This is a genomic window from Mesorhizobium sp. 43Arga, assembly GCF_053714255.1.
In genome coordinates, this window is sequence record NZ_JBSKBO010000001.1 from 923,190 (window position 1) to 946,155 (window position 22,966).

Sequence of the window (22,966 nt, forward strand, 5' to 3'; positions counted from 1 at the left end):
GCCTGTGACCTATCCGAGGCTCCGCCGCCTGGGCGCCAGCGCCATTTCTGTTGGACAGGCGGGCGGCAAAGCGCTAATCGCATCATCCATGCATGCGAGATCCCTCGATAAGAAGCCGCTGGACAGGCAAGCGTCGATCGATTCGGCGCTGAGAACGGTGGCGACCGAGCAGGCCGGGATCGCCGCCCTTGCCGAGGCGCTCGAGAACGGATTGGCCGCGCCTTTCGCGCAGGCGGTCGACGTGATCTCGAAGATCGAAGGCCGGCTGATCGTCACCGGCGTCGGCAAAAGCGGCCATATCGGCTCGAAGATCGCGGCGACGCTGGCTTCGACCGGCACGCCGGCCTTCTTCGTCCATCCCGTCGAGGCCAACCATGGCGATCTCGGCATGATCGCCAGGGACGACGCCATCATCGCCATCTCATGGTCGGGCGAGAGCAAGGAGCTGCTCGGCATCGTCGCCTATTCCAGGCGTTTTTCCATTCCGCTCATCGCCGTCACGTCAGGCGAGACATCGGCGCTGGCGCGCGCCGCCGACGTTGTGCTGCTCTTGCCGCGCACCCCGGAGGCCTGTCCGCATGGTCTCGCGCCGACGACGTCGACGCTGCTGCAACTGGTCATCGGCGACGCGCTGGCGATCGCGCTGCTCGAGGCGCGCGGCTTCACGCCGGACCATTTCCGCACCTTCCATCCCGGCGGCCAGCTCGGCGCCAACCTGACCATGGTCTCCGAGATCATGCGGGTCGGCGACCAGATGCCGCTGGCCGCGCTCGGCACCAAGATGCCGGAAGCGGTGATGACGCTGTCGCAGAAGAAGGTCGGCTGCGTGCTGATTGTCGACGCCAATGGCGAGCTGGCCGGGATCATCACCGACGGCGACGTCGCGCGCAATTTACACCGCAATCTGGCCGACGTCATCGTCGACGAGGTGATGACCCGTACGCCCAAGACGGTCGACCCGCAGACGCTAGCCGGTACTGCGATCGCGCTGCTCAACGAGCACAATATCGGCGCGCTGGTGGTGACCAGGAACAACATGCCGCTCGGCGTGGTGCATTTCCACGACCTGCTGCGCATCGGCGCTGCCTAAGGTGTATCGAGATTCAGGTCAGGCCGGTCTGCAAACGCAGGGTTCCTGCGCTTCCGGTGCTCACGTACTTTAAGTACGCTCCGCTCCGGTTCTCGGAACCCGCCTTGTTTGGTCGCTTCGCGCCCGTCTTCGACTCCGACTCGGCCTGACCTGAATCTCGACACCTTGCGCGCTGGCGCCGTTTGAAACTTAGACCCGCTCCACCGTCAGTTCCAGGTCCGTATCCGCGGCACTCGTCACGCGCACCTGCGTGCCGGCGGGCAGGTCCGGGCCGGAGACGCGCCACAGCGTGTCGCCGAGCTTGATGCGGCCGCGGCCGTCCTTGATCGGCTCGGCAAGCGTCGCCATGCGGCCGACCATCTGGGCGCCGCGCCGGTTGAGCAGTGGCTGGTCGGTCGGGTCATGGCGGCCGCCGACCAGCCTCTTGCCGACATAGGCCGAGACCAGCGACAGCGCCAGGAAGGCGAGGACCTGGACCTGCCAGGTCCAGATCGCCGCATCCCAGATCAGCAGCGATATCGCGCCGATAATCAGAGCGGCGATGCCGATCCAGAGCATGAAAATGCCGGGCGCGATGATTTCCAAGACCAGCAGCACGAAGCCCAGAACCATCCAGTTCCACGGTCCGAGTTCGGAGATGATGCGATCGATCATAAGAGTGACCTCCTATGGACTTTAGTTTTCGTTCGGCCGCACGACGGGCGGGCGGGCGGGCTGGCGCTGCGCACCGGTCGTGCCCTCGCTGCGGAAGACTTCCTTGGCGATTTCGCCGATGCCGCCAAGTGTACCGATCAGCGAGGAGGCTTCCAACGGCATCAGCACGACCTTGCTGTTGGTGGCCGAACCGATCCTGGTCAGGGCCTCGGTGTATTTCTGCGCGACGAAGTAGTTCAGTGCCTGCACGTCGCCTTTGGAAATCGCTTCCGACACCACCTGCGTGGCGCGGGCTTCGGCCTCGGCCGAGCGTTCGCGCGCCTCGGCGTCGCGGAAGGCGGCTTCCTTGCGGCCTTCGGCTTCGAGGATCTGCGACTGCTTGAGGCCTTCGGCGGCCAGGATCTGCGCGCGCTTGTTGCGCTCGGCAGTCATCTGACGGCCCATCGATTCGATCAGGTTGGCCGGCGGATTGATGTCCTTGATCTCGACGCGGGTGATCTTGATGCCCCATGGATGCGCCGCTTCGTCAACGACGCGCAGCAGGCGTTCATTGATGGCGTCGCGGTTGGACAAGAGCTCGTCGAGGTCCATCGAGCCCATGACGGTACGGATGTTGGTCATCGTCAGGTTGAGGATGGCGTTCTGCAGGCCGGAAACCTGGTAGGCGGCCTGCGCCGCGTTGAGGATCTGGAAGAAGGCGATGCCGTCGACACCGACGATGGCGTTGTCGCGGGTGATGATTTCCTGGCTCGGAACGTCGAGCACCTGCTCCATCATGTTCATCTTGGCGCCGATCCGGTCGACGAACGGGAAAATGAAATTGAGGCCCGGGCTCAATGTCTTGGTGTAACGGCCAAAGCGCTCCACCGTATAATTGTAGCCTTGCGGAATGGTCCTGATGCCCTTGATGAGAAGCACCAGTACCAGAAGGGCAAGTGCACCAATCGCAATGTCGAAACCACTGAAATCCATTTGGCTCTCCCTCAGAAGCAGGCCGCGAGAGCCACTCCCCCGCAGCCGACTTCACCAAAGACTTAAGTGTGTTTCAGGAGCGTTACAATCAGGTGATGATGGAATGTTTGTCTGTTTGCAATCAAGGGTTGAATGCGAAGAGATCTGCATCCGTGTCGACACTCCCATTGATCGAGGCCGAAATAATTTCGGAGGCGATGCTCGAGAAGGTGATGCCATTGCCGCCGTAACCCATGACCGCATGGATGCGCGGGTGCCTCGGGATGGCGCCGATATAGGGCAGGCCGGTGCCGGTTGTGCCGAAGGAACCGGCCCAGGCGAATTCAGGTCCGACGTCGAGATGCGGAAATATCAGGCCGAGTTTTTCAGAGATGCGCGCAGCCTTGTCGGGGGTCAGTTCGTCGCGCCGCGTCTCGTCGGCAAAATCCTCGTCCTCGCCGCCGCAGATGACCCTGCCGTCGGCCGTCGCGCGCATGTACAGGTAGGGGTCCGACGCTTCCCAGATGAACGCCGGACCCGGCCAGAGTTTTCGTGGCTGCGGGGGCGTCGCGATCGCCCAAGTCGAGATGATCCGGTGGGCGGCCGCTGGCACGATGTCGAGCAGTTCGTAGCCAGTGGCCAGAACCACATGCCGTGCGGTGATGGTCGGGCCATCCTTCGTGGCCACGACCACCTCGTCGGCACTGTCCTCGATCGCCGTCGCTTCGGCGGGAGCGTAAAGACGTGCCTTGCGCTCCAGCGCCTTGAGCAGCAGCCCGGCCGTCAGCTTGCGCGGGTCGAGCGCGATGTTGCCGTGGCTGAGGATGGCGCCGCCGCGGTCGATGCCGAATGTCTCGGCCAGCGGCCGCGGCGTCAGATAGGTGGCGGCGATGCCCGCTTGCCGGCGCGCTTCGGCTTCATCGTGTAGTTCTGCAGGGCCGAGCAGCGTGCCAGCCAGATAAAGCGACGGGGTGCGGCGCAGGCGACAGTCGATTGCGAGATCCTCGATACGGCCGGCCAGGTTGGACACTGCGAGGCGCGAGCGTCGCCAGGCTTGTTGTGCCCTGGTCTTGCCGATCATCTTCGAGAGCGTTGAAAGCGGTTGGTCGATTTCGAATTGCACCAGCGCCGTGGTTGCCGCGGTCGAGCCTTTCAGCGGGCCGCGCCGGTCGATGCAGATCACGGAATAGCCGTCCGCCGTCAATGCCTCGGCCGCCGTGGCGCCGCTGATGCCCATGCCGATGATCAGCACGTCGGTCTTGGCGTCCCGGATCAGATTGTCCGTCGGCACGGCTGGCGCCCGATAGGCGGACCAAACGGGTCGGCCAGTTCTGAGGTCGAGTTTGCGGGGCATCGAATTCTCCGGAAGGTGCGCCTCAACGCCCCGGAGTGGCCGTTGTTCCGGTGTTAGAGCGGCGAGCCGCTCTAACTCTTTGGTTGACGAAATTCCCAAGGGAAAAGCGCTATGCGCTTTTCCCGGGAAAACCGTTTCACACGTTTCCTGGAATTTCTCCTAGACCCAGCCGGACAGTTCGCGCCGCACCATCGCCTCGATCACCGCCATGCCCTCGGCGCTGTCGTTGAGGCAAGGGATGTGAGCGAAATTCTTGCCCCCGGCATGATGGAAGGTCTCGGCTGCTTCCCGGCCGATTTCGTCCAGCGTCTCGATGCAGTCGACGGAAAAACCGGGATTGACGATGGCGATGGATTTCACCCCGTCCTTGCCCAGTTTCTCCACCGTCTTGTCGGTGTAAGGCTGCAGCCATTCCTGGGCGCCGAAGCGCGACTGGAAGGTGGTGATCAGCTTCTTTTCATCCCAACCAAGTTTTTCGCGCAGCAGCCGCGTCGTCTCCAGGCAATGCGCCTGGTAGGGATCGCCCTTGTCGGAATAGGGTTTCGGAATGCCGTGATAGGAGGTGATGACCACTTCCGGCTCGAAATCGAGCGTTGCCAGATGCCGTTCGATCGAACTGGCGAGCGCCTCGATGTAGACGGGCTCGGCATAGTAGGGCGGCACGCTGCGGATGGCCGGTGCGCGGCGCAGCTTCATCAACGCGCGAAAAAGCTGGTCGTTGGCGGTGGCTGTCGTCGTCGCCGAGTATTGCGGGTAGAGCGGAAACGAAAGAATGCGGTCGCAGCCTTGCGCGACCAGTCTTTCGGCGACGCTCGCCGTCGAAGGGTTGCCGTAGCGCATGGCCCAGTCGACGACGACATCGGGCAGGTCGCGCAACGCCTCGGCCAGTTTTTCGCTCTGCGCGCGCGTGTAGGTGCGCAGCGGCGACTCGTTCTTCTCCTGGTTCCAGATCCGGGCATAATTGGCGCCCGACTTCTTCGGCCGCGTGGTGAGCACCAGGCCATAGAGGATCGGATACCAGATCGCCTTGTTGAGCTCGATGACGCGCGGATCGGACAGGAATTCCCTGAGATACCGCCACATCGGCTTGAAGTCGGTGCCGTCAGGCGTGCCGAGATTGACCAGCAGGACGCCGACCTTGCCGGCCCCGGCCGGCGCGTGCCCCACCGCCAGGCCAACCGGCTTGGCGGCTTTGGGATCGACAGCGGTGGCAGACGTCATAGGGGTTCTCCGGGCACGGCGTGAAACTAGCGATGGCGCGCCGGTTTTCAATGCCACGTCTGGCCGCACCTTAGCCTGAAAACGCAAAACCCGCCCGGTCTCCCGGGCGGGTTTGTCGTTGAAGGATGCGAGGGGCGTTATTTCGCCGGGATGGTCAGCGTCGCGCCGGGGGTAAGCCGATGCGGCCTTTGACCCTTGTTGGCCTCGTAGATGAGCTTCCACTTGGTCGCGTCACCATAGGCCTTCTTGGCCAGATCCCAGTAGGTGTCGCCGGTAACGATGACATGGCTGCCCGTGGCGGGTGCGGCTTCAGCGGGCTTTGCCGGTTCGGCCGGCTTGGCAGGTTCCGCCGGCGCCGGTGCCGCCAGTGCGGGCGCAGCCTCGGCTGGTTTCGCCGGTTCGGCTGGCGGCGCAGCTGCTGGAGTGGCGGGAGCCGGCGGAGCAGGTGGCGGAGGTGCCGCCTCGGTCGATATGGCCGGCGGCGTGTTGGCGATGTTGCCCGAGTTGGCGGGCAATTCGGGCATTGCCGGTGCCGCTTCCGCGGGCTTTGCCGGTTCAGCCGGTTTGGCTGCCTCGGCTGGCTTTGCCGGTTTGGCCGGTTCCGCTGCCGGGGCCGCCGCGACAGTCGCGGCGATCTCGGTGATGCGGCCGTCGAGCTTGGGCGTGTAGGGCCGGTGGGCGCCGAGATAGTCGGCAACCACCTGTTCGAGACCGGGGCCGTAGTCGTAGGCGTTCTTGGCCTTTTCGGCGAAGACCTTGTAGCCGTCGCCGCCCTGGCGGACATAATTGTTGGTGGCGACCAGATAGTCCTTGTCGGGCTTGATCGGCGTCCAGGCGCCGTTCTCCATGACCTCGACGGATTTGACGCGGCCGGCATTGGGCGCGACCGACTTGTCGAAGGAATATTTGAGGCCCGCCACCTGCGGGAAGCGGCCGGCGCCGTCCTCGATCTGGCTGAGGCCGCTTTCCAGCCCGGCGACCAGGTCGTTGCCCGAAATCTGGAAGGTCGCCAGCGTGTTCTGGAACGGCAGCACGGTCAGCACCTCGCCCATGGTGACGGTGCCCTTGTCGATCGAGGCGCGCAGGCCGCCGCCATTGGAGATGACGATCTCGACGCCCTGTCCCTTGACGCGGTCGAGTATGGCATCGGAGACGAGGTTGCCCATCGCGCATTCCTTGGCGCGGCAATTCTCGCGGCTGCCGTCGATGACATCGGTGGTCTCGGCCACTTCCTTGTTCTTCAGCGCCTCGATCGGTGCGCCGAGTTCCTTGATGCGGGCGAGCACGGCGGGGTCGGGCGTGATCGACTTGTCGAGAAAGATCGGGTCGCCACTCGCCGACTTGACGACGCCATTGTCGTCGAACACCACCTTGAACTCGCCGAGATATTTCGAATAGGACGCCGCCTGCACCACCGGCACCTTGTAGCCGTCCGGGTTGTCGACCATCGTCGGATAGGGGCCGGCCGCCTTCGGATCGGTGTTGGACAGGAGCGTATGGCTGTGGCCGCCGACGACCACGTCGATGCCCGCGATCTTGGCGATGATGTCGCGTTCCCTGTTGTAGCCGATATGGGTCACCGCGATGATCTTGTTGACGCCTTGTGCCTTGAGCTTCTCGACTTCCGCGGTGATCGACTTGACGTCGTCCGCAATCGCGATGTTTGGGCCGGGGGAGGCGAGTTCGGGCGTGTCGTTGGTGACGGCACCGATAATGCCGATCTTTTGGCCGCCGACCTCCACGACGATCGACGGCTTGATCTTGCCGGCTGCGCCGGACTTGTCCTTGGGCACGACATTGGCGCTGACGATCGGGAATTTCGCCTTGTCGAGGAAAGGCACCAGCGCGGTCTCGCCGTCGTCGAATTCATGGTTGCCGAGCGTCACCGCGTCGGGTTTCATCTGGTTGAGGAATTCCTCCTCCACGGTGCCCTTGTAGGTGGTGTAGAACAGCGATCCCTGGAAGCTGTCGCCTGCATTGAGCAGCAGCACGTTCTGGCCTTCGAGCTTCTTGCGTTCCTGGGCGATCGCCGTGATCAACCGGCCGGCGCCGCCGATGCATTCGCCCTTGGTCTCCTCGTCGGCCGAACAGGTCGACTCGTATTTGTTGTTGCCTTCGATCCGGCTGTGCCAGTCATTGAAATGCAGAATGTTCAATGTGTAGTCGGCAAAGGATGCGCCGGCCGACAGGCCAAGCGTCGATACCGACAGGGCGGCAATGGCGGCAAGCTTCTTCATCTTCGTCTCCCGGTAGGCTGATCAGAGGCGTTTAGCGCCCTTGCTTGGCTGGGGTATAACAGCCATCGCTTTGACCATGTTCCCATCGCGTTCGGGCTGACGCAAGCGGAAATGCCGCCCCTATCTGCAAGCACAAAAAAGGACGGCGGCCATTGGCCGCCGTCCTCGATGAGTCCAGCGTTCGCCGGTTTCAGGTGCGTCGCGTCAGCACGAAGTTCTGGCCGGACGAACTGGTGCAGTTCAGCTGGCTGGTGGAGATCAGCAGGCAGTTGAAGCTGACCGGCGTCTGGCGGATCAGCGACGTCCCGTTGATCTCGACCGACGTGGGGCCGGTCATCGTGTAGCTGCCGTCGGCGAGCTTCTGGCCGGTGTCGGTGGCGACGGTCGCGAACTTGCCAGCGGTGAAGGTCGACAGGCCGGTGCCCTTGGCATCGATCCAGGATCCCTCGACGCCTTTCGGCGCGGCCGCCATCGGCGGCGCGTCGGGACCGCTTGTGGTGCAGGCAGCAAGCATCATGGCAAAGGAACCCGCCATGCCGATCGAAAGAACTTTGCGCGCAATAGTCATCTGAAATCCTCTCCAAACGCATCGGTCCAAAAATCGGTTTCGATTTTGGCAGGCACGATGCGAACGTCCAAAGTGCTGGAACGGGCGGGCGTCCCGCAAGACGCACGCTGCCCCAGGCCGCATCTCTTCAATCGCCCGATTTCCGGGCGATTGCAAGGCAATGGCGTATGGTGTGCGCGGCGCTATCGCACGAGGATGTTGCGGAATTGCCACGGATCGCTGCGGTCGAGGTCCTCCGGGAAGAGTCCCGGGCGCCGGTCAAGCGGCGTCCAGTCGGTGTAATAGCCTTTGACCGGTCCAAGATAGGGCGACTGCACGTCCAGGCAGCGCTTGTAGTCCATCTCGTCGGCCTCGACGATGCCGGCATCCGGATTTTCCAGCGCCCAGACCATGCCCGCCAGAACCGCCGAGGTGACCTGCATGCCGGTGGCGTTCTGATAGGGCGCCAGCTTGCGCGCCTCGGCGAGCGACAGCTGCGAGCCGTACCAATAGGCATTCTTGTCGTGGCCGTAGAGCAGGACGCCGAGTTCGTCGACACCGTCGACCAGTTCGTTCTCGTCGAGCACGTGGTGCACTGGCTGAGGCTTGCCGGCGGCGCCGAACATCTCGTCCAGCGACAGCATCGCGTCGTTGGAGGGATGATAGGCATAGTGGCAGGTCGGCCGGTACTGGACCTTGCCCTTCTTGGAGCGAACGGTGAAGAAATCGGCGATCGAGATCGCCTCATTGTGCGTCACCAGCAGGCCATATTGCGCGCCCGGCGTCGGGCACCACGAGCGCACGCGGGTGTTGGCGCCAGGCTGCTCCAGATAGATCGCGGCCTTGGAACCGTGCTTGTGCTTCTTGCCGTTCTTCGGCATCCACTTCTCATGCGTGCCCCAGCCGAGTTCGGCCGGCTGCAGGCCTTCGGAAATGAAGCCCTCGACCGACCAGGTGTTCCAGAACACATCCATCGGCTTGGGCTTCTTGGTGCGCTGGGTGTCGCGCTCGGCGATGTGGATGCCCTTGACGCCGGCCTTTTTCATCAGCTTGGCCCAGCCCTCGCGGTCTTCCTGCGCCGGCTCCGAGAATTCGAGGCCAAGATCGGTGGCGAGGTTGACCAGCGCCTGCTTGACGAACCACGAGACCATGCCGGGATTGGCACCGCAGGTGGACACGGCGGTGGCGCCGCCGGGCTTGTCGAGTTTTTCCTCGATCATCGCCTCGCGCAGCGCATAGTTGGTGCGGCTGGCATTGTCGGCCTTGGCGTCGAAATAGAAGCCGAGCCACGGCTCGACGACGGTGTCGATGTAAAGCACGCCGAGCTTGCGGCAGAGCCGCATCAGGTCGACCGAGCCAGTATCGACCGACAGGTTGACGCAAAAGCCCTGGCCGCCGCCATTGGTCAAAAGCGGCGTCAGAAGCTTCTTGTAGTTCTTCTCGGTCACCGCTTGCTGGACGAAGGCGATGCCGCGCTCGTCGAGCAGCTTGCGATCGGTATCGCGTGGGTCGAGGACCGTCATGCGCGACTTGTCGAATTTGAAATGGCGTTCGATGAGCGGCAGCGTCCCCCGTCCGATCGAGCCGAAGCCGATCATCACCACAGGGCCGGTGATCTCACCGTAAACGGGCCAGTTTTCATTCGCCATTTTATCGAGCACTCCTCAAAAAACACTCCGGAACAGCCGCTTGGCCGCGGCGCGACAAACCATAGATCATTGTCACAATAAAGGGAAAAGCAGCGAAACGCCCGGGAACGCCGCTGTGGAGGTGCTTGGCGGTGCCACCGGGAGGCCATGGCCTGCCCGATGGCGGATGTTGAGCCGGCGTCGTATCAGCGAGCGCCACCGGACGCGTTGATGCGTTCGCCGGTCAGCCACGCCGCCTCATCCGAGGCGAGGAAGGCCACGGTCGGAGCGATGTCGTCTGGCTTGCCGAAGCGCTGGCCAAGGGGGACGCCAGCGATCAGCATACTGCCGAAATCGGTGCCAACCATGCCTTCGGTCATTTCGGTATGGGTATAGCCAGGCGCCACGATGTTGACGCGGATGTTGCGGGCTCCAAGTTCCCTCGACAGGCTAAGCGTCAGCGTATCGATCGCCGCTTTGCTGGCGGAATAGAGGCTGGTGTTCGGCACCGGGTTCCAGCTCGAGATCGTGCCGATATTGACGATGCTGCCGCCGGTCTCGGGGAAGTGGCGCATGGCCGCCTTTGTGGTCAGGATCGTGCCCAGCACGTTGGTGTCGAAGAGCCGCCGGTAATCCGCCTCACTGGCTTCCTCGAAAGTGCCGAAGCTGGCGGTCGCGGCGTTGTTGATCAGAATGCTTGGCTTGCCGAATGCGATCTCGGCGGCCTCGAACATCTTCTCGACTTCGGCTGCCTCGGCCACGTCACCCTGAACCGCGGTCGCCTTGCCACCGGCGGCGACGATCTCGTTCACCGTGCGTTCCGCAGCCTCACGGCTGGAGGCGTAGTTGACGACGACGGCGGCGCCTTCCGCCGCCAGCCGTTTGGCGATGCCCGCACCAATCCCTCGCGCGGCACCGGTGACGATGGCGACCTTGTTGTTGAGCTTGCCCATTTTGGTTCTCCGAATGGCTGGATGGATTTGACAATTCGCCAATTGGCTATTCCCAAACGGGTCAGGTAGGGTGAACATCCCCATATAACTAATTCCAAGGTGGAATAGATGGACAGGCTCATGGCGATGAACACCTTTATAAGGGTCATCGAAACCGGCTCGTTCTCGGCGGCCGCGCGGCATTTGCGCGTCGGGCAGCCGGCCGTCTCGAAGGCCATCGCGCAGCTCGAGGAACGGCTCGGCGTTCGCCTGCTGTCGCGCACCACCCGAGGTCTCTCGCCGACCGATGCCGGCCTCAGCTTCTATGAAGGCGCCAAGCGCGCGGTCGAGGAGGCCGACGAAGCAGAGAACGCGGCGCGTGGCGCTGCGGCGGCGCTTACCGGGTTGCTGCGCATCGGTACATCGGTAACCTTCGGCCGGCTGCATGTCGTGCCGAGGCTGAAAGCTTTCCTGGAAGTTCACCCGAGGCTCGACGTCGAGGTGGCGATGGACGACAGGAACGTCGATCTCGTCGAGGAAGGGGTGGATGTCATGCTGCGTCTGGGTGAAAACTTCGCCCCCGCCCATATCGGGCGCAAGATCGCCACCTGTCGTCGTCTCGTGGTGGTGGCACCATCCTACCTGGCACGTGAGGGCGAACCCATCGCGCCGGATGAGCTGTCCCGGCACGAAGCGATCCTTTTCGTCCGGGCCGGCACTTCCAATCGCTGGACATTCCGGCGAGGCGCCGAAGAGGTTTCGTTTGCCGGCCAAGGGCGGCTACGCGTGACTTCCGCCGAAGGGATACGTGAGGCAGTACTTGCCGGCATCGGCTACACCGTCGGCTCCGAATGGATGTTCGACGCGGAACTGCGCAGCGGTGCGGTACGGCCGATCCTGACCGAATGGACGCTGCCGCCGGTTGAATTGTGGGCGCTGTTTCCGGCCGGACGCAAGGCGAGCGCCAGGGCAAGAACATTCGTCGAGTTCCTGGCCGACAGCCTGTAGCGCGGCTCACCGTGTCATCGTCTTCAAATGTTCGATCAGCCGGTCGCGGTCCGATGTCAGGCCCTTGTAGTCGAGTTGGTCTAGATCGAGCGCTTCGAGCTGAGCGGCAAAGGACAGTGCGAGCGTCGCCCGGTCCGGGTGCCGCTCAAGCACGGCGAGTGGGTCGAGATGGATGCGGATGGTGAACAGGATGTCGCGTGAGGACGGCAGCTTGCGGAGCGTCTGCCGCTCGACGCGGATGAAGGCGTGCGTCCTGACGTCACCATCGGGGAAGCGCGACGGCCGGTTGGTGGCGCGGTCGATGCGCTCGACATTGGACAGCGGATGATAGAGCGCATTGTCGGCCTGGATCGACCAGTTGAAGCGTTCGACCGCCTGGCCCTGCAGGCCGTCGAACATGCGGTTGATCAATGCGGCGGGACGCGTTCCCGGACCGAAGCCCGGCACTGGCTCATGGATCTGCTGCAGCGGCTTGCCGAATTTTTCGGTGAGCGACCAGGATGAGGGGAAGCATAGTGACCCAGCGGCGAGCCGCCAGCCGCTGTCGTCGCGGCGCATCAGGATCAGGTCTTCCTGGACCAGCAGCGAGGCCGCGACGAGTGGCGCGTCGGCAAGAGCCGAAGGCAAAGCAGGGTGGTTCGCGGCGCCCACCAACTCGATGCCCGCATCGGTGCGGCGATGGGTGTGCGGAAATCGCTCCGGCAGATAGGCGCCGAGCAAGTCGAGCACTTCCCGCTGGGCGTCCCGAGTGCCGTCCTCTTCGACGAAAACCCGGTCGGGGATTTCGGCATAAAGCCGGCGCTTCTCGGCGAGATAAGGCAGAAGATGGCCGTCGACCTCGATCCAGTTTGCCGGCTCAAGCGGTTTCAGCCCGATGTTGAACAGCTTCGAGGAGCCGTCATAAGGGGTGTGGGTGGGCAGGGCCTCGACCAAACTCATGCTTCCTTGAGAGCGTCGAGACCGGCGGCGGTCATCCTGGCCAGGAATTCTGTGACCTCGTAGTCCGCGGCACCCGCCTTGGCAAAGGGGTCGGCAGCCAGCCTGGCATCGAGGATCTCGCGCGTGCATTGCGCGATTATGATGCCACCGGTTCGCGGTTTCTTCGGCCCGGAGGCGACGAAGATGCCTTCCGCATAGCAGCCCTTCAGCCATTCGATATGCGCCGCCTGCAAGCGGTCGATCTCGGTCAGAGGAACCTTGTAGTTCAGCGTAACGACGAACATGGCGCTCTCCTGGTTCACACAAGCTTTGCGGGAATCAAGCCGCGCAGCGAATTGCCGACAAAGAGTGCCTTGGCCGACTTCAGATCGTCGTAGCTGTAGATCGCTTCTTGGGCCCGGCCTTCATCCAGAAGCTCGGCGCGCAATACGCCAGGCAGCAGGCCGCAATCGAGCCGGGGCGTTGCCAGCACGCCGTCGCCGAAATCGGCGAAGACATTGGTGATGGTGCCTTCGCACATTTCGCCGCGCTCATTGGCCAGGATTACTTCGTCGGCCTGGGTGACGAGATATTCGGAACGGGCATGGGTGTAGAGCTGGCGCCGGCTGGTCTTGTGGCGCAGCAGCGTGTTTTGCGAATCGAGCCGCGTCCGCGCCAGCTGCAATATCCACACCTTGTCGGCGGCGAGCGGTTCGTAGGCCTCTGCCGAGGCCGTCGCGTCGCCGTTGCGCGCCAAAGCGAGCCGCGTGCGCATGGCGGTTCGGGCGCCATCAAGGGCATCGCTCAACACCTCGGCTATGCGTTGCGGATCGCAGGCGAAGCCGAGCTCCGCCGCCGAGCCATAGAGGCGTGCAAGGTGGCGATCGAAGCGCAGGAAGCCCGTCCCGGGCTGCCAGCGCATGGTTTCGATCAGCTCGAAATCGGCGGTGTCCCCGTCGCGAAGCGGGCTTTGAGCAGACACTCCTGATACTCCTCCTCAGCCGTCGAATCGAAGACGATGCCGCCGCCGACATTGTAGACGGCCTCGCCACTGGCAAAGAGCGAGATGGTGCGGATCGCCACGGAAAAGCGCATCGTGCCGCCGGGCGCGATCCAGCCGATGGCGCCGCAATAGACATCGCGCGGCGTGCCTTCCAGATCGTGCAGGATCTCCATCGCACGGATCTTCGGCGCGCCGGTGATCGAGCCGCAGGGAAACAGCGCTGCAAGGATCTGGCGGATGGTGAGGCCCGGCAGCAGCTTCGCCCTGACGTCGCTCACCATCTGGTGGACGGTTGGGTAGCTCTCGATGCGAAACAGTTCCGGCACCTCCAGCGTGCCGACCTCGCTGATCAGCGAGATGTCGTTGCGCAGGAGGTCGACGATCATCCGGTTCTCGGCCTGGTTCTTCTCGTCATTGCGCAGGAAGGTCTTCTGCCGCTCGTCCTCGGCCTTGGTCGCGCCGCGCGGGGCCGTGCCTTTCATCGGATGCGTTTCGATCTTCCCAGCGGCGTCGATCTCGAAGAACAGTTCGGGCGAGCGCGACAGCACGATGGGATCGCCCAGCGCCACCAGCGCGCCATACTTTACCGGCTGGCGTTCGGTCAGCGCGTCGAAGGCGGCAAGCGGGTCGCCGGACCATTGCGCCTGCACCGGAAAGGTCAGATTGCCCTGGTAGCAGTCGCCTTGCCTGATGTGCTGGTGCAGACGCGAGAAGCGCTTTTCATAGTCCTCGAAAGACCACGTCGCCCGCGCGTCGAAGATCGGGCCGTTCGGGGTTGCTGCGTTGCGTGGCGGCACCGCTTCTTCGACCGAAGCATCGAAGACACCGAGGCAGATCAGCGGCGCGCGACGTCCCCGCGGCAGCAAGGGAACGAGTTTCGGTTCGAGCAGATAGCCGGCCTCGTAGGAGAAATAGCCGGCCAGCCATTTGCCGGCGTCGTGCGCGGCCTGCGCCGCTTCCAGCGCCGGCCCGAAATCCCGGGCCTCATGCGCCACGATGATGTCGGCCGGCCGGTCGAATACGAGCTGACGCGCGCTTTCGTCGTTGCGGAAAATGGCGGCGGGCAGGGACATGGGGACCAGGATCGATGAAGCCGTCGATCGCTCTATATGGGGGACCGCTTGCGTGCAATCGAGGGAACGGCACCTTGCCCCTCAAAGCCGACCTCATGGCGGCCTTGCCTGCCAAAAAGAAATCGGCGGGGCCCATGGCCCCGCGGGCTTAACAATCTCGGCGGTTCAGGTGTTGCTGGCGGTTCCGGCTGTCGGAAATTGCTTGGCGAATTCCTTCTCGTCGCCGGCGGCGAGCAGCTTGGCTTGCTCGATCCAGCGTTCGCGGGCGATGCGGCCGTCGAAGTTCATCACGTCCTCGATCCGCTTGATGTCGGCGGCGGTCCAGGCGGCGATCTGGGCGAAAGTGGTGACGCCCTGCGCCTTGAGCAGCTTCTCGTTGACCGGGCCGATACCGATCAGCCGGCGCAGATTGTCTGATTTGCCCACCGCCGGCTTGGCTGCCGGCGGTGCGGCCTTCTTGGCGGCTGCCGGCTTGGGCGCGGCCGCACTCTTGGCTGTCGACGCAGCGGAGGCTGCAGGTTTGCTCGCGGCGGGTTTGGCTGGAGCCGCTGCCTTAGCCGCGGCTGGCTTGGCAGCGGTGGCTTTCGCCGGCGCGGCCTTCGCGGCCGGTTTGGCAGGCGCAGCCTTGGCCGCCGCAGGAGCGGATGCGGCGGCCGGCGTCGACATCAGGGCGGCCGGTGGCTGACTGGCGGCCTTTGCTCCACCCGTGGAAGCCTGCGCGTCGCGCAACTGGCGCTCGAGATCGGCGCGCGTCTTGCCGCATGCATTGAGTTCGCCGGTCAGGCGGTCGCCGTCGGCCCGCAGCCTGTCGCGCTCGCTGCGGGTGCGGTCGAGATCGCCGCGCAAACTGTCGAGCTCACCGCGTAGGCGACCCCAGATGAACCAGCCAACCAAAACGCCTACAAGGAACGCCAGGACCACGTAGAAAAAAGTGCCCATTGTCTCTCTCCAGTCAGATCCGTCTGCCGTGGGTCATGACCTTCGGCGATGGACTACTCGGTGATGGTTCCGCGGGTTCGCAGAACAGCCGGCTTCGGTTCGAGCTGTCGGCGATCGGCTTTTCCAGCCCATGGCCAACGGCCGTCGTCGCGTTCGCCTGAGCGTCACGGCCGGCTGAGATTTTCCCTCGCCGATCCGCATGGGCTCCGGCTGAGCTTGCGGCGAAGGCTATCATAGAGCTTGTGGAAAGCTATGAGAAAAACTTCCGCCGAGAGTTCTTCAAGAACAAATATTTAGCGAAAGAACAGTGCCGTCCCAACATGCATTCCGGCTAAACTGTTCTTGCAGGCGAGAGGCGTCTCAGCCGTCGAGCGTTTCCAGTTCATCGATCAGGCCGCTGATGACACCGAGCCCGATCTGCCAGAAGGCGGGGTCGGTGGCATCGAGGCCAAAGGGCGCCAGAAGCTGCGAATGATGCTTGGTGCCGCCGGCGCGCAGCATCTCGAAATACTTGTCCTGAAAACCGCGCTCGGCGTTCTGGTAGACGGCGTAGAGCGAGTTCACCAGGCAGTCGCCGAACGCATAGGCATAGACGTAGAACGGCGAATGGATGAAGTGCGGGATGTAGGTCCAGAATACCTCATAGCCTTCGCGCAGCTTGATCGCCGGGCCGAGGCTTTCGGCCTGCACTTCCAGCCAGAACTGGCCGAGCCTGTCGGATGTCAGTTCGCCGTTGCGGCGCTCGGCATGCACCTTGCGCTCGAATTCGTAGAAGGCGATCTGGCGCACCACCGTGTTGATCATGTCCTCGACCTTCTGGGCGAGCATGGCCTTGCGCTCGCGCCGGTCGGTGGTCTGCTCGAGCAGCGAGCGGAAGGTCAGCATCTCGCCGAAGACCGACGCCGTCTCGGCCAGGGTCAGCGGCGTCGAGGCCATCAGCGCGCCCTGGTCGGCGGCCAGCACCTGGTGCACGCCGTGGCCGAGTTCATGCGCCAGCGTCATCACGTCGCGCGGCTTGCCCATGTAGTTGAGCAGCACGTAGGGGTGGGCCGACGGCACGGTCGGATGGGCAAAGGCGCCTGGCGATTTGCCCGGGCGCACCGGCGCGTCGATCCAGTTGCGGTCGAAGAAGGTGCGTGCGATCTCGGCCATCTCGGGCGAAAAGCGTTGATAGGCGGACAGGACGGTGTTCCTGGCTTCGTTCCAGCCGATCACCGCTTGCGGCGTTTCCGGCAGCGGCGCGTTGCGGTCCCAGTGGTTCATTACCTCCATGCCGAGCCAGCGCGCCTTCATCGCGTAGTAACGATGCGACAGGCGCGGATAGGCCTCGCGCACCGCGGTGGCGAGCGCGTCGACGACGCCGCGCTCGACACGGTTGGCGAGATGGCGGGAATCGGCGATGTCCTCGAAGCCGCGCCAGCGGTCTGAAATTTCCTTGTCCTTGGCCAGCGTGTTGGTGATCAGGGTGAAGGTGCGCAAATTCTTGCGGAACGTCGCGGCCAGCGCCTCGGAGGCACGGCGGCGCTCCTCGCCATCGGCATCCTGCAGGCGATTGAGGGCCGGCTCCAGCGTCAGCTCCTCGCCGTCGACGTCGAAGCGAAGGTCGGTCATCGTCTCGTCGAACAGGCGGTTCCAGGCGCCGCGTCCGGTGATCGATTTCTCGTGGAAAAGCTGCTCGACGCGGTCCTCGAGCTGGTAGGGCTTGTCCATTCTGAGGTCGAGCACCCAGGGCCGGTAGTGGCCGAAAGCGGGATCGCTGGTGAGGGCGCTTTCGATCGCGGCGTCGTCAATCAGGTTCAGTTCGAGCGCGAAGAACAGGAGATGCGCGCTGGCGTCGGTCATCTTCTCCTGGACATCGCCATAGAGCTTGGCGCGCTGCGGATCGGCGGTGTTGCCGGCATAGACCAGCCCGGCATAGGAGACGATGCGGCCGATCAGTTCCTCCAGCGCCTCGTAGGCGACCAGCGCCTCGCCCAGTCTGCCGGCACCGCCGCGACCGGCCTCGGCGGCGAGCGTGCCCTTCCAGCGCGTCTCGAAAGCGATCGCGTCGGCGGCGGCTTTTGCGATGTCACGCTTCAGTTCCGGCGCTTCCATGCCGGCATAGAGGTCGGCAAGGTTCCATTCCGGCAGATCGCCAAGCTCGGCCGCGCCCTGACCGGACGCCGGTGCCGCAAGCCGCCGACCAAACATCATGCGCATCGACAATACCTTCTGTGAATTATGGGGTCAGAATCAAGCAGCAGAATCAGGGGGAACAGGGAAGCCGGTCAAATCCTAAGGAATTCGTTCACCGGGTTTTTTGAAACCTTATTTAGAACCCTGTGCCAAGATGATCCATGGGGATTTCGGGCGCAGGCAGTTCAAGACAGTCATGACAGGTTCCATTCTCATAGTCGATGACGATCCCGTGCAGCGCCGGCTGCTCGAGGCGGCGGTGACGCGGTTCGGCCACACGGCAATCGTCGTCGACGGCGGTGAGGCCGGCCTCGACGTGCTCGACGGGCCTGGCGCCCGCGACATCTGCGCGGTCATCCTCGACCTGGTCATGCCCGGTCTCGACGGCATCGGCGTGCTGAAAGCCATGCGCGAACGCGACATCACCGTCCCGGTCATCGTGCAGACCGCCCAGGGCGGCATCGAAACCGTGGTGTCGGCGATGCGCCACGGCGCTTTCGATTTCGTCGTCAAGCCGGCGTCACCAGACAGGCTGCAGGCCTCGATCGCCAATGCGCTCAAGGTCGAGGCGGTCGAGGGCGAGGTCAAGCGCACGTCGCGCAAGCGCGGCGGTTTGCTGACGTTCAGGGACATGATCACCCACAGTCCGGCCATGGACAGGGTGATCCGCCTCGGCCAGAAAGCGGCCGGATCCAACATCCCGATCCTGATCGAAGGCGAATCCGGCGTCGGCAAGGAACTGGTGGCGCGCGCCATCCAGGGCAGCGGCGACCGCCGCTCGAAACCCTTCGTCACCGTCAATTGCGGCGCCATTCCCGACAATCTTGTCGAATCGATCCTGTTCGGCCACGAGAAGGGCTCGTTCACCGGCGCCACCGACAAGCACACCGGCAAATTCGTCGAAGCGCATTCGGGCACGCTGTTCCTCGACGAGATCGGCGACCTGCCGCTCGACGTGCAGGTCAAGCTGTTGCGCGCTGTACAGGAGGGCGAGGTCGATCCGGTCGGTGGCCGTTCGACCGTCAAGGTCGATATCAGGCTGATTTCGGCGACGCATCGCAACCTCCTGCAGCAGGTCAAGGACGGCAAGTTCCGCGAGGACCTGTTCTACCGGCTCAACGTCTACCCGATCTTCGTGCCGCCGCTGCGCGATCGCCGCGACGACATTCCGCATCTGGTCGCGCATTTCATGGAGAAGGTGGCGCCCGCCGACCCGCGCCATCGCCTGCAAGGCATTTCGCCTGCAGCGCTTGCCGTACTGGAGGCCTATGACTGGCCCGGCAACATAAGGCAGCTCGAAAACGCCGTCTTCCGCGCCTCGGTGCTGTGTGAAGGCGACGTGCTCGATGTCGACGATTTTCCGCAGATCCGCGCGCAGGTGGAAGGCACCGTCAATCTCGAAACGGACGAGGCGGCACCTCGCCTCTCATCGCCTCCGGAGCTTCGCGATGAGGGGGGGGCGGCCGGCGATGCCGCTCCAGCCGGCGAGCCAGATCGGCCGGCCGTGCTTCAGCCCAGATTCGGCACGCTGCGGGCGCTCGACGAACGCGGCAATGTGCGCGCGCTGGCCGATGTCGAACTCGAGATGATCAAGCTCGCCATCGACCACTACAACGGCCAGATGAGCGAAGTCGCGCGCCGCCTCGGCATCGGCCGCTCGACGCTCTACCGCAAGCTCAAGGAATACGGCATCGACCCGGAGACGGGCCGTGTCGATCGGCTTGCTTCCTGAAGCGCGTCGCGTCGGAACGGATTGACGCGACGCGTTTTAGCTCGTTGTTCCCTGCATGTCGCTCGGCAAAACCGAGGTCCCTTTTTCGCCGTATGCATCCGACGCAAGGCCGGGACCAGCTTGCAATGGCAGGATCGGCCCTCTATCGGGGTTTCCGCCGGAATATGGCCGGCCTGTGGACAGCTCTGTTCACGCATTAAGGCTATTGGTAACAGATCGTGTTCGGCCAAAGCCGGAATCCTGATCTAAACCAGCGGTTTACCAAGAAACCTTGTGAACAATTTTTGACGGGATATCGCCATGGTGTTACCGCATTTCGGCTTCAATAAGCGATGATTAACCATTAGGATCGATATTCGGATGTGAAAACGACACATCCGTTTGGGCAAATCCGGGGACAAACGGCAGCCTGCAAGGCCTTTTGATTTGAACAGAATCGAACGACTCAAAAACGGGCGTCATGATCATTTGAGCGTCTGGCCAAGATGGCTGGCAGCGGTGATTGTCGCTTTTGGTTTTGTTGCCGCGGCGGCCACTGGCGCCAGCGCTGAAACGCGTTCGCTGAAGCTTTATCACCTGCACACGCACGAAAAGGCCGAGATCGTCTACAAGCGCAACGGCCGCTACATTCCCGAGGGCCTGCGCAAGATCAACATCATCCTGCGCGACTGGCGCCGCAACGAGCCGACCAAGATGGATCCGCGCCTGCTGGATCTGGTCTGGGAGGCCTATCGCGAAAGCGGCTCCTCCGACTATATCCAGGTCGTGTGCGGCTACCGTTCGCCGGCGACCAATTCGATGCTGCGCAGCCGCAGCCGGGGTGTCGCCGAAAAGAGCCAGCATATGCTCGGCAAGGCGATGGATTTCTACATTCCCGGCGTGCCTCTGAAAAAGCTGCGCAACATCGGCCTGAAGATGCAGGGCGGTGGCGTCGGTTACTACCCGACCTCCGGTTCGCCGTTCGTCCATATGGATGTCGGCAATGTCCGCCACTGGCCCGGCATCAGCCGCCAGGAACTGGTCAGCCTGTTCCCGAACGGCAAGACGTTGCATGTGCCGAGCGACGGCCGGCCGCTGCCCGGCTATGAGCAGGCGATGGCCGCCTACAAGGCCCGCAAGGGCGCTGGTACGCCCAATGTTGAGCTTGCGAGTGCCGGCGGCGGCGGCAAGAAGTCCGGTGGGTTCCTGTCCGCCTTGTTTGGCGGCGGCGGCTCCGATGAAGCCGACGACAGCGCCGATGTCGAGACCGCTTCGGCCGCCCCTGCGCCCAAGGCTCGGAACCTCAAGCCGGCCGCAACCGCCAAGAGCAGCAACCTGCCGGGCATCGCCGTCGTGGCGCCCGAGAATGCGCAGCGCGCCAACATTCCGCAGATTGCCGACGAGCAGGCGCCGGAGCCGGAAAAGGATACGCCGGAAACGATCATCGCCGCACTGCCGGCCAAGGAGATTCCGCTGCCCGATTTCGCGCCCCGGCCGAAGGCCAATGTCGGCGCACAGCCTGAGAACGTTCCGTTCGCCATGGCGGACGCGACGGCGACCACCGAACAGGCCGTGGCGACCGCGCAGGCGCCGGCGAACATGCCGTTCGGCAAGGCTGACCCCGCAGCGCTCGCTGCGGCGGCTGCCGCCGATCCGGCGCAGGTTGCCGTCAACAACATCCCCCTGCCGACATGGCGTCCCGAACGCACGCTGCCGGCGGATCTCGCGCCGCCGCCCAGCAAGGATGTGCTGATGGCGCTGGCGGATACGGCCGAACAGCGCAAGACCGCGACGGATGCGTTCTCGGTGCTGCCGACCGCGCGGCCCGAACCGGCCAAGCCGGACGCGGTCAAGGCCGTGCTTGACGAGGCCAACGCCCAGGTCGGCAATACCGTCGAATACAAGCAGGTTGGCAATGCGGACGAATACAAGGTTGCGTCGCTGGCTGAAGAGCCGCGCTCGGCCTTCAACGACCCGTCGGGTGTCGATGCCGCATCGCCGCGCCAGGCCGTTGCCGCACGTCCGGCCGGTTCCGATCCGGCCGCCGCGATCGGTGCCGGCGTGAAGACGACCCGCAAGGAAGCCAGGGCTACCGCCCGCGACCAGAAGCCTGGCCCCAGGGCCATGGTGGTCGCCGCGGCGCCCCAGGCCGCCCGCTGGGCGCTGACCAGCGGCGATAACGTCGCCACCGTTTCGAGCGCGACGACGGCGCCGGGCTACGCCTACAACATCGTGCACACGCCGCCGAGCGAGGTCTATACCGCCGGCTTCCAGACCGATGCCCAGGCGCCAGACCCCAGCCGCTTCACCGGCAACGCCGTCAAGTTCCTGTCGGTTGCCCGCTTCCAGACGAAGTAGCCGGCCGTCCAGACAAAGCAAAAGCCGTGCAGGGCAACCGGCGCGGCTTTTTGGTTTTCAGGATACGGCAGATGCGATGCCCCGATGCTGGGATACCACCTGACGCCGCGCGTATGTCTTGGTTCCGAGGTAGAGAAATTCCAGGAGGCGGTTTTCCCGGGAAAGGCGCCTAGCGCTTTCCCTTGGGAATTGCGTCGAAACAAAGAGTTAGGGTGGTTCACCGTTTCCATGAAACGGTGAACCACCCTAGTCGATTTCCATCGTGGCTGCTTCGCCCCTGGCCAGGAGCCGCGCGGCGTCACGCGCCGGCGGCAATCCGAAATGGCGCGCATATTCCCGGCTGAACTGGGATGCGCTTTCATAGCCGACGGCAAACGCGACACGCGTGGCGCTGCCTGGCTCCGCGATCAGCAGATGGCGCGCCTCCAGCAGCCGGACCTGCTTCTGGTACTGGATCGGGCTCATGGCGGTCGCTGCCTTGAAGTGGCGGTGAAACGAAGCGTTACTCATATGTGCCAGCGCGGCCAGCTCCGTCACATCGATAGGCTCGTTGTAGTGCGATCGTATCCAGGCGGTGGCGCGGCGGATCTGCGACAGGCGGCCGTCAGCGCGCGCGAGCTGGCGCAGCTTCGCGCCTTGCGGACCTTGCAGCAGGCGGAATGCGATCTCGCGTTCGAGCATGGGCGCGAGCACCGGAATTTCGGCCGGACGGTCGAGCAGCCGCAGCATACGGCGCCAGGCATCGAGCAACTCGTCATCCGCCCGATTGGTTACGAAGCTGTCGCCGTCGACCGCCGGTCTGTGGTCGATAAGCAGGCCGGCGATCAGCTCGATATCGATGGCGAAGGCGAGAGCCATGTAGGGACGGGCGCTGCTCGCCTCTATCAGCTGGCTGGTGGCGGGCGCCTCCACCGCATAGACGAAATAGCTACCGGCGCTGTAGGCAAGCGTACGGTCGCCGACCAGCACCGTTTTGGTCCCCTGCAGGACCAACAGCGCGGTCGGTTGACAGAGTTCGGGCAGGGGCGATGTCGGAACCTCGCTACGGCCGATCGTAACGCGCGGGATGGCTGTTTTCGTCCGCCGCCCGTGCGCATGCCGGCCCGCGAGGGCGATCAATTCCTGGAGTATGTCGTTCATCGTTCCAGAATTGCCGATCGACGAGGA

19 protein-coding genes are annotated in these 22,966 nt (G+C 63.9%); 4 read left to right on the top strand and 15 right to left on the bottom strand.

The window, feature by feature from the left end; all coding sequences use genetic code 11:
* The first annotated feature begins 88 nt into the window (after nucleotides 1-88).
* Nucleotides 89-1,090 carry a KpsF/GutQ family sugar-phosphate isomerase gene (locus ACWGS8_RS04585; RefSeq protein ID WP_454579795.1) on the top strand — a complete coding sequence of 334 codons (1,002 nt, stop codon included), beginning with the start codon at nucleotides 89-91 and terminating at the stop codon, nucleotides 1,088-1,090.
* A 189-nt stretch (nucleotides 1,091-1,279) separates the two neighbouring features.
* On the opposite strand, the gene ACWGS8_RS04590 is transcribed toward ACWGS8_RS04585, so the two are convergent.
* The 8 genes from ACWGS8_RS04590 to ACWGS8_RS04625 form a co-directional block, all read right to left on the bottom strand.
* Complete coding sequence (locus ACWGS8_RS04590; protein ID WP_454579796.1) at nucleotides 1,280-1,744, bottom strand: NfeD family protein; 465 nt, start codon at nucleotides 1,742-1,744, stop codon at nucleotides 1,280-1,282.
* A gap of 21 nt (nucleotides 1,745-1,765) precedes the next feature.
* Nucleotides 1,766-2,716, bottom strand: coding sequence for an SPFH domain-containing protein (locus tag ACWGS8_RS04595; RefSeq protein ID WP_454579797.1), 951 nt, complete (start codon nucleotides 2,714-2,716; stop codon nucleotides 1,766-1,768).
* A gap of 121 nt (nucleotides 2,717-2,837) precedes the next feature.
* Complete coding sequence (locus ACWGS8_RS04600) at nucleotides 2,838-4,049, bottom strand: NAD(P)/FAD-dependent oxidoreductase (RefSeq protein ID WP_454579798.1); 1,212 nt, start codon at nucleotides 4,047-4,049, stop codon at nucleotides 2,838-2,840.
* Between the two features lie 159 nt (nucleotides 4,050-4,208).
* Entirely contained in the window at nucleotides 4,209-5,270 is a 1,062-nt protein-coding gene (gene hemH, locus ACWGS8_RS04605) for a ferrochelatase (protein WP_454579799.1), read from the bottom strand.
* A gap of 137 nt (nucleotides 5,271-5,407) precedes the next feature.
* Nucleotides 5,408-7,507, bottom strand: a complete 2,100-nt coding sequence (locus ACWGS8_RS04610; protein ID WP_454579800.1) for a 5'-nucleotidase C-terminal domain-containing protein — start codon at nucleotides 7,505-7,507, stop codon at nucleotides 5,408-5,410.
* Between the two features lie 190 nt (nucleotides 7,508-7,697).
* Nucleotides 7,698-8,075 (bottom strand): hypothetical protein, encoded by a 378-nt coding sequence (locus ACWGS8_RS04615; RefSeq protein ID WP_454579801.1) that lies wholly within the window; start codon nucleotides 8,073-8,075, stop codon nucleotides 7,698-7,700.
* A gap of 182 nt (nucleotides 8,076-8,257) precedes the next feature.
* Nucleotides 8,258-9,703 carry a homospermidine synthase gene (locus ACWGS8_RS04620; RefSeq protein ID WP_454579802.1) on the bottom strand — a complete coding sequence of 482 codons (1,446 nt, stop codon included), beginning with the start codon at nucleotides 9,701-9,703 and terminating at the stop codon, nucleotides 8,258-8,260.
* Between the two features lie 185 nt (nucleotides 9,704-9,888).
* On the bottom strand, nucleotides 9,889-10,635 hold the full coding sequence (locus ACWGS8_RS04625; protein WP_454579803.1) for an SDR family NAD(P)-dependent oxidoreductase: 747 nt from the start codon (nucleotides 10,633-10,635) through the stop codon (nucleotides 9,889-9,891).
* A gap of 108 nt (nucleotides 10,636-10,743) precedes the next feature.
* Between ACWGS8_RS04625 and ACWGS8_RS04630 the strand changes: the two genes are divergently transcribed.
* Complete coding sequence (locus ACWGS8_RS04630) at nucleotides 10,744-11,622, top strand: LysR family transcriptional regulator (protein WP_454579804.1); 879 nt, start codon at nucleotides 10,744-10,746, stop codon at nucleotides 11,620-11,622.
* Nucleotides 11,623-11,628: 6 nt separating this feature from the next.
* On the opposite strand, the gene ACWGS8_RS04635 is transcribed toward ACWGS8_RS04630, so the two are convergent.
* From ACWGS8_RS04635 to ACWGS8_RS04660, 6 genes are all read right to left on the bottom strand, one after another.
* Nucleotides 11,629-12,561, bottom strand: a complete 933-nt coding sequence (locus ACWGS8_RS04635) for a heme-dependent oxidative N-demethylase family protein (protein ID WP_454579805.1) — start codon at nucleotides 12,559-12,561, stop codon at nucleotides 11,629-11,631.
* Nucleotides 12,558-12,845 carry a YciI family protein gene (locus tag ACWGS8_RS04640; protein WP_454579806.1) on the bottom strand — a complete coding sequence of 96 codons (288 nt, stop codon included), beginning with the start codon at nucleotides 12,843-12,845 and terminating at the stop codon, nucleotides 12,558-12,560. Before ACWGS8_RS04640 ends, ACWGS8_RS04635 begins: the two co-directional genes overlap by 4 nt.
* A 14-nt stretch (nucleotides 12,846-12,859) precedes the next feature.
* A complete protein-coding gene (locus ACWGS8_RS04645; RefSeq protein ID WP_454579807.1) occupies nucleotides 12,860-13,522 on the bottom strand; it encodes an aminotransferase class IV family protein in 663 nt (220 codons plus the stop codon).
* Nucleotides 13,471-14,616 (bottom strand): aminodeoxychorismate synthase component I, encoded by a 1,146-nt coding sequence (locus ACWGS8_RS04650; RefSeq protein WP_454579808.1) that lies wholly within the window; start codon nucleotides 14,614-14,616, stop codon nucleotides 13,471-13,473. Before ACWGS8_RS04650 ends, ACWGS8_RS04645 begins: the two co-directional genes overlap by 52 nt.
* Before the next feature lie 165 nt (nucleotides 14,617-14,781).
* Entirely contained in the window at nucleotides 14,782-15,555 is a 774-nt protein-coding gene (locus tag ACWGS8_RS04655; RefSeq protein WP_454579809.1) for a proton-conducting membrane transporter, read from the bottom strand.
* 360 nt (nucleotides 15,556-15,915) lie between these two features.
* Entirely contained in the window at nucleotides 15,916-17,754 is a 1,839-nt protein-coding gene (locus ACWGS8_RS04660; protein WP_454579810.1) for a M3 family oligoendopeptidase, read from the bottom strand.
* 172 nt (nucleotides 17,755-17,926) lie between these two features.
* On the opposite strand from ACWGS8_RS04660, the gene ACWGS8_RS04665 reads away from it, so the two are divergent.
* Entirely contained in the window at nucleotides 17,927-19,462 is a 1,536-nt protein-coding gene (locus tag ACWGS8_RS04665; RefSeq protein ID WP_454579811.1) for a sigma-54-dependent transcriptional regulator, read from the top strand.
* Nucleotides 19,463-19,960: 498 nt separating this feature from the next.
* The gene (locus ACWGS8_RS04670) at nucleotides 19,961-21,799 is read left to right on the top strand and encodes a DUF882 domain-containing protein (protein ID WP_454579812.1); all 1,839 of its coding nucleotides are present in this window, start codon (nucleotides 19,961-19,963) and stop codon (nucleotides 21,797-21,799) included.
* A 246-nt stretch (nucleotides 21,800-22,045) separates the two neighbouring features.
* Here ACWGS8_RS04670 and ACWGS8_RS04675 read toward each other — a convergent pair whose 3' ends face one another.
* A complete protein-coding gene (locus tag ACWGS8_RS04675) occupies nucleotides 22,046-22,939 on the bottom strand; it encodes an AraC family transcriptional regulator N-terminal domain-containing protein (RefSeq protein ID WP_454579813.1) in 894 nt (297 codons plus the stop codon).
* Between the last annotated feature and the right edge of the window lie 27 nt (nucleotides 22,940-22,966).

What these genes read in the sequence shown, in the direction of transcription:
- ACWGS8_RS04650 (WP_454579808.1), bottom strand. Translation starts at nt 14,616, where the DNA reads ATGTCCCTGCCCGCCGCCATTTTCCGCAACGACGAAAGCGCGCGTCAG.
- ACWGS8_RS04660 (WP_454579810.1), bottom strand. Translation starts at nt 17,754, where the DNA reads ATGCGCATGATGTTTGGTCGGCGGCTTGCGGCACCGGCGTCCGGTCAG.
- ACWGS8_RS04635 (WP_454579805.1), bottom strand. Translation starts at nt 12,561, where the DNA reads ATGAGTTTGGTCGAGGCCCTGCCCACCCACACCCCTTATGACGGCTCC.
- ACWGS8_RS04595 (WP_454579797.1), bottom strand. Translation starts at nt 2,716, where the DNA reads ATGGATTTCAGTGGTTTCGACATTGCGATTGGTGCACTTGCCCTTCTG.
- ACWGS8_RS04585 (WP_454579795.1), top strand. Translation starts at nt 89, where the DNA reads ATGCATGCGAGATCCCTCGATAAGAAGCCGCTGGACAGGCAAGCGTCG.
- ACWGS8_RS04630 (WP_454579804.1), top strand. Translation starts at nt 10,744, where the DNA reads ATGGACAGGCTCATGGCGATGAACACCTTTATAAGGGTCATCGAAACC.
- hemH (WP_454579799.1), bottom strand. Translation starts at nt 5,270, where the DNA reads ATGACGTCTGCCACCGCTGTCGATCCCAAAGCCGCCAAGCCGGTTGGC.
- ACWGS8_RS04590 (WP_454579796.1), bottom strand. Translation starts at nt 1,744, where the DNA reads ATGATCGATCGCATCATCTCCGAACTCGGACCGTGGAACTGGATGGTT.
- ACWGS8_RS04600 (WP_454579798.1), bottom strand. Translation starts at nt 4,049, where the DNA reads ATGCCCCGCAAACTCGACCTCAGAACTGGCCGACCCGTTTGGTCCGCC.
- ACWGS8_RS04675 (WP_454579813.1), bottom strand. Translation starts at nt 22,939, where the DNA reads ATGAACGACATACTCCAGGAATTGATCGCCCTCGCGGGCCGGCATGCG.
- ACWGS8_RS04655 (WP_454579809.1), bottom strand. Translation starts at nt 15,555, where the DNA reads ATGGGCACTTTTTTCTACGTGGTCCTGGCGTTCCTTGTAGGCGTTTTG.
- ACWGS8_RS04620 (WP_454579802.1), bottom strand. Translation starts at nt 9,703, where the DNA reads ATGGCGAATGAAAACTGGCCCGTTTACGGTGAGATCACCGGCCCTGTG.
- ACWGS8_RS04625 (WP_454579803.1), bottom strand. Translation starts at nt 10,635, where the DNA reads ATGGGCAAGCTCAACAACAAGGTCGCCATCGTCACCGGTGCCGCGCGA.
- ACWGS8_RS04665 (WP_454579811.1), top strand. Translation starts at nt 17,927, where the DNA reads ATGACAGGTTCCATTCTCATAGTCGATGACGATCCCGTGCAGCGCCGG.
- ACWGS8_RS04610 (WP_454579800.1), bottom strand. Translation starts at nt 7,507, where the DNA reads ATGAAGAAGCTTGCCGCCATTGCCGCCCTGTCGGTATCGACGCTTGGC.
- ACWGS8_RS04640 (WP_454579806.1), bottom strand. Translation starts at nt 12,845, where the DNA reads ATGTTCGTCGTTACGCTGAACTACAAGGTTCCTCTGACCGAGATCGAC.
- ACWGS8_RS04615 (WP_454579801.1), bottom strand. Translation starts at nt 8,075, where the DNA reads ATGACTATTGCGCGCAAAGTTCTTTCGATCGGCATGGCGGGTTCCTTT.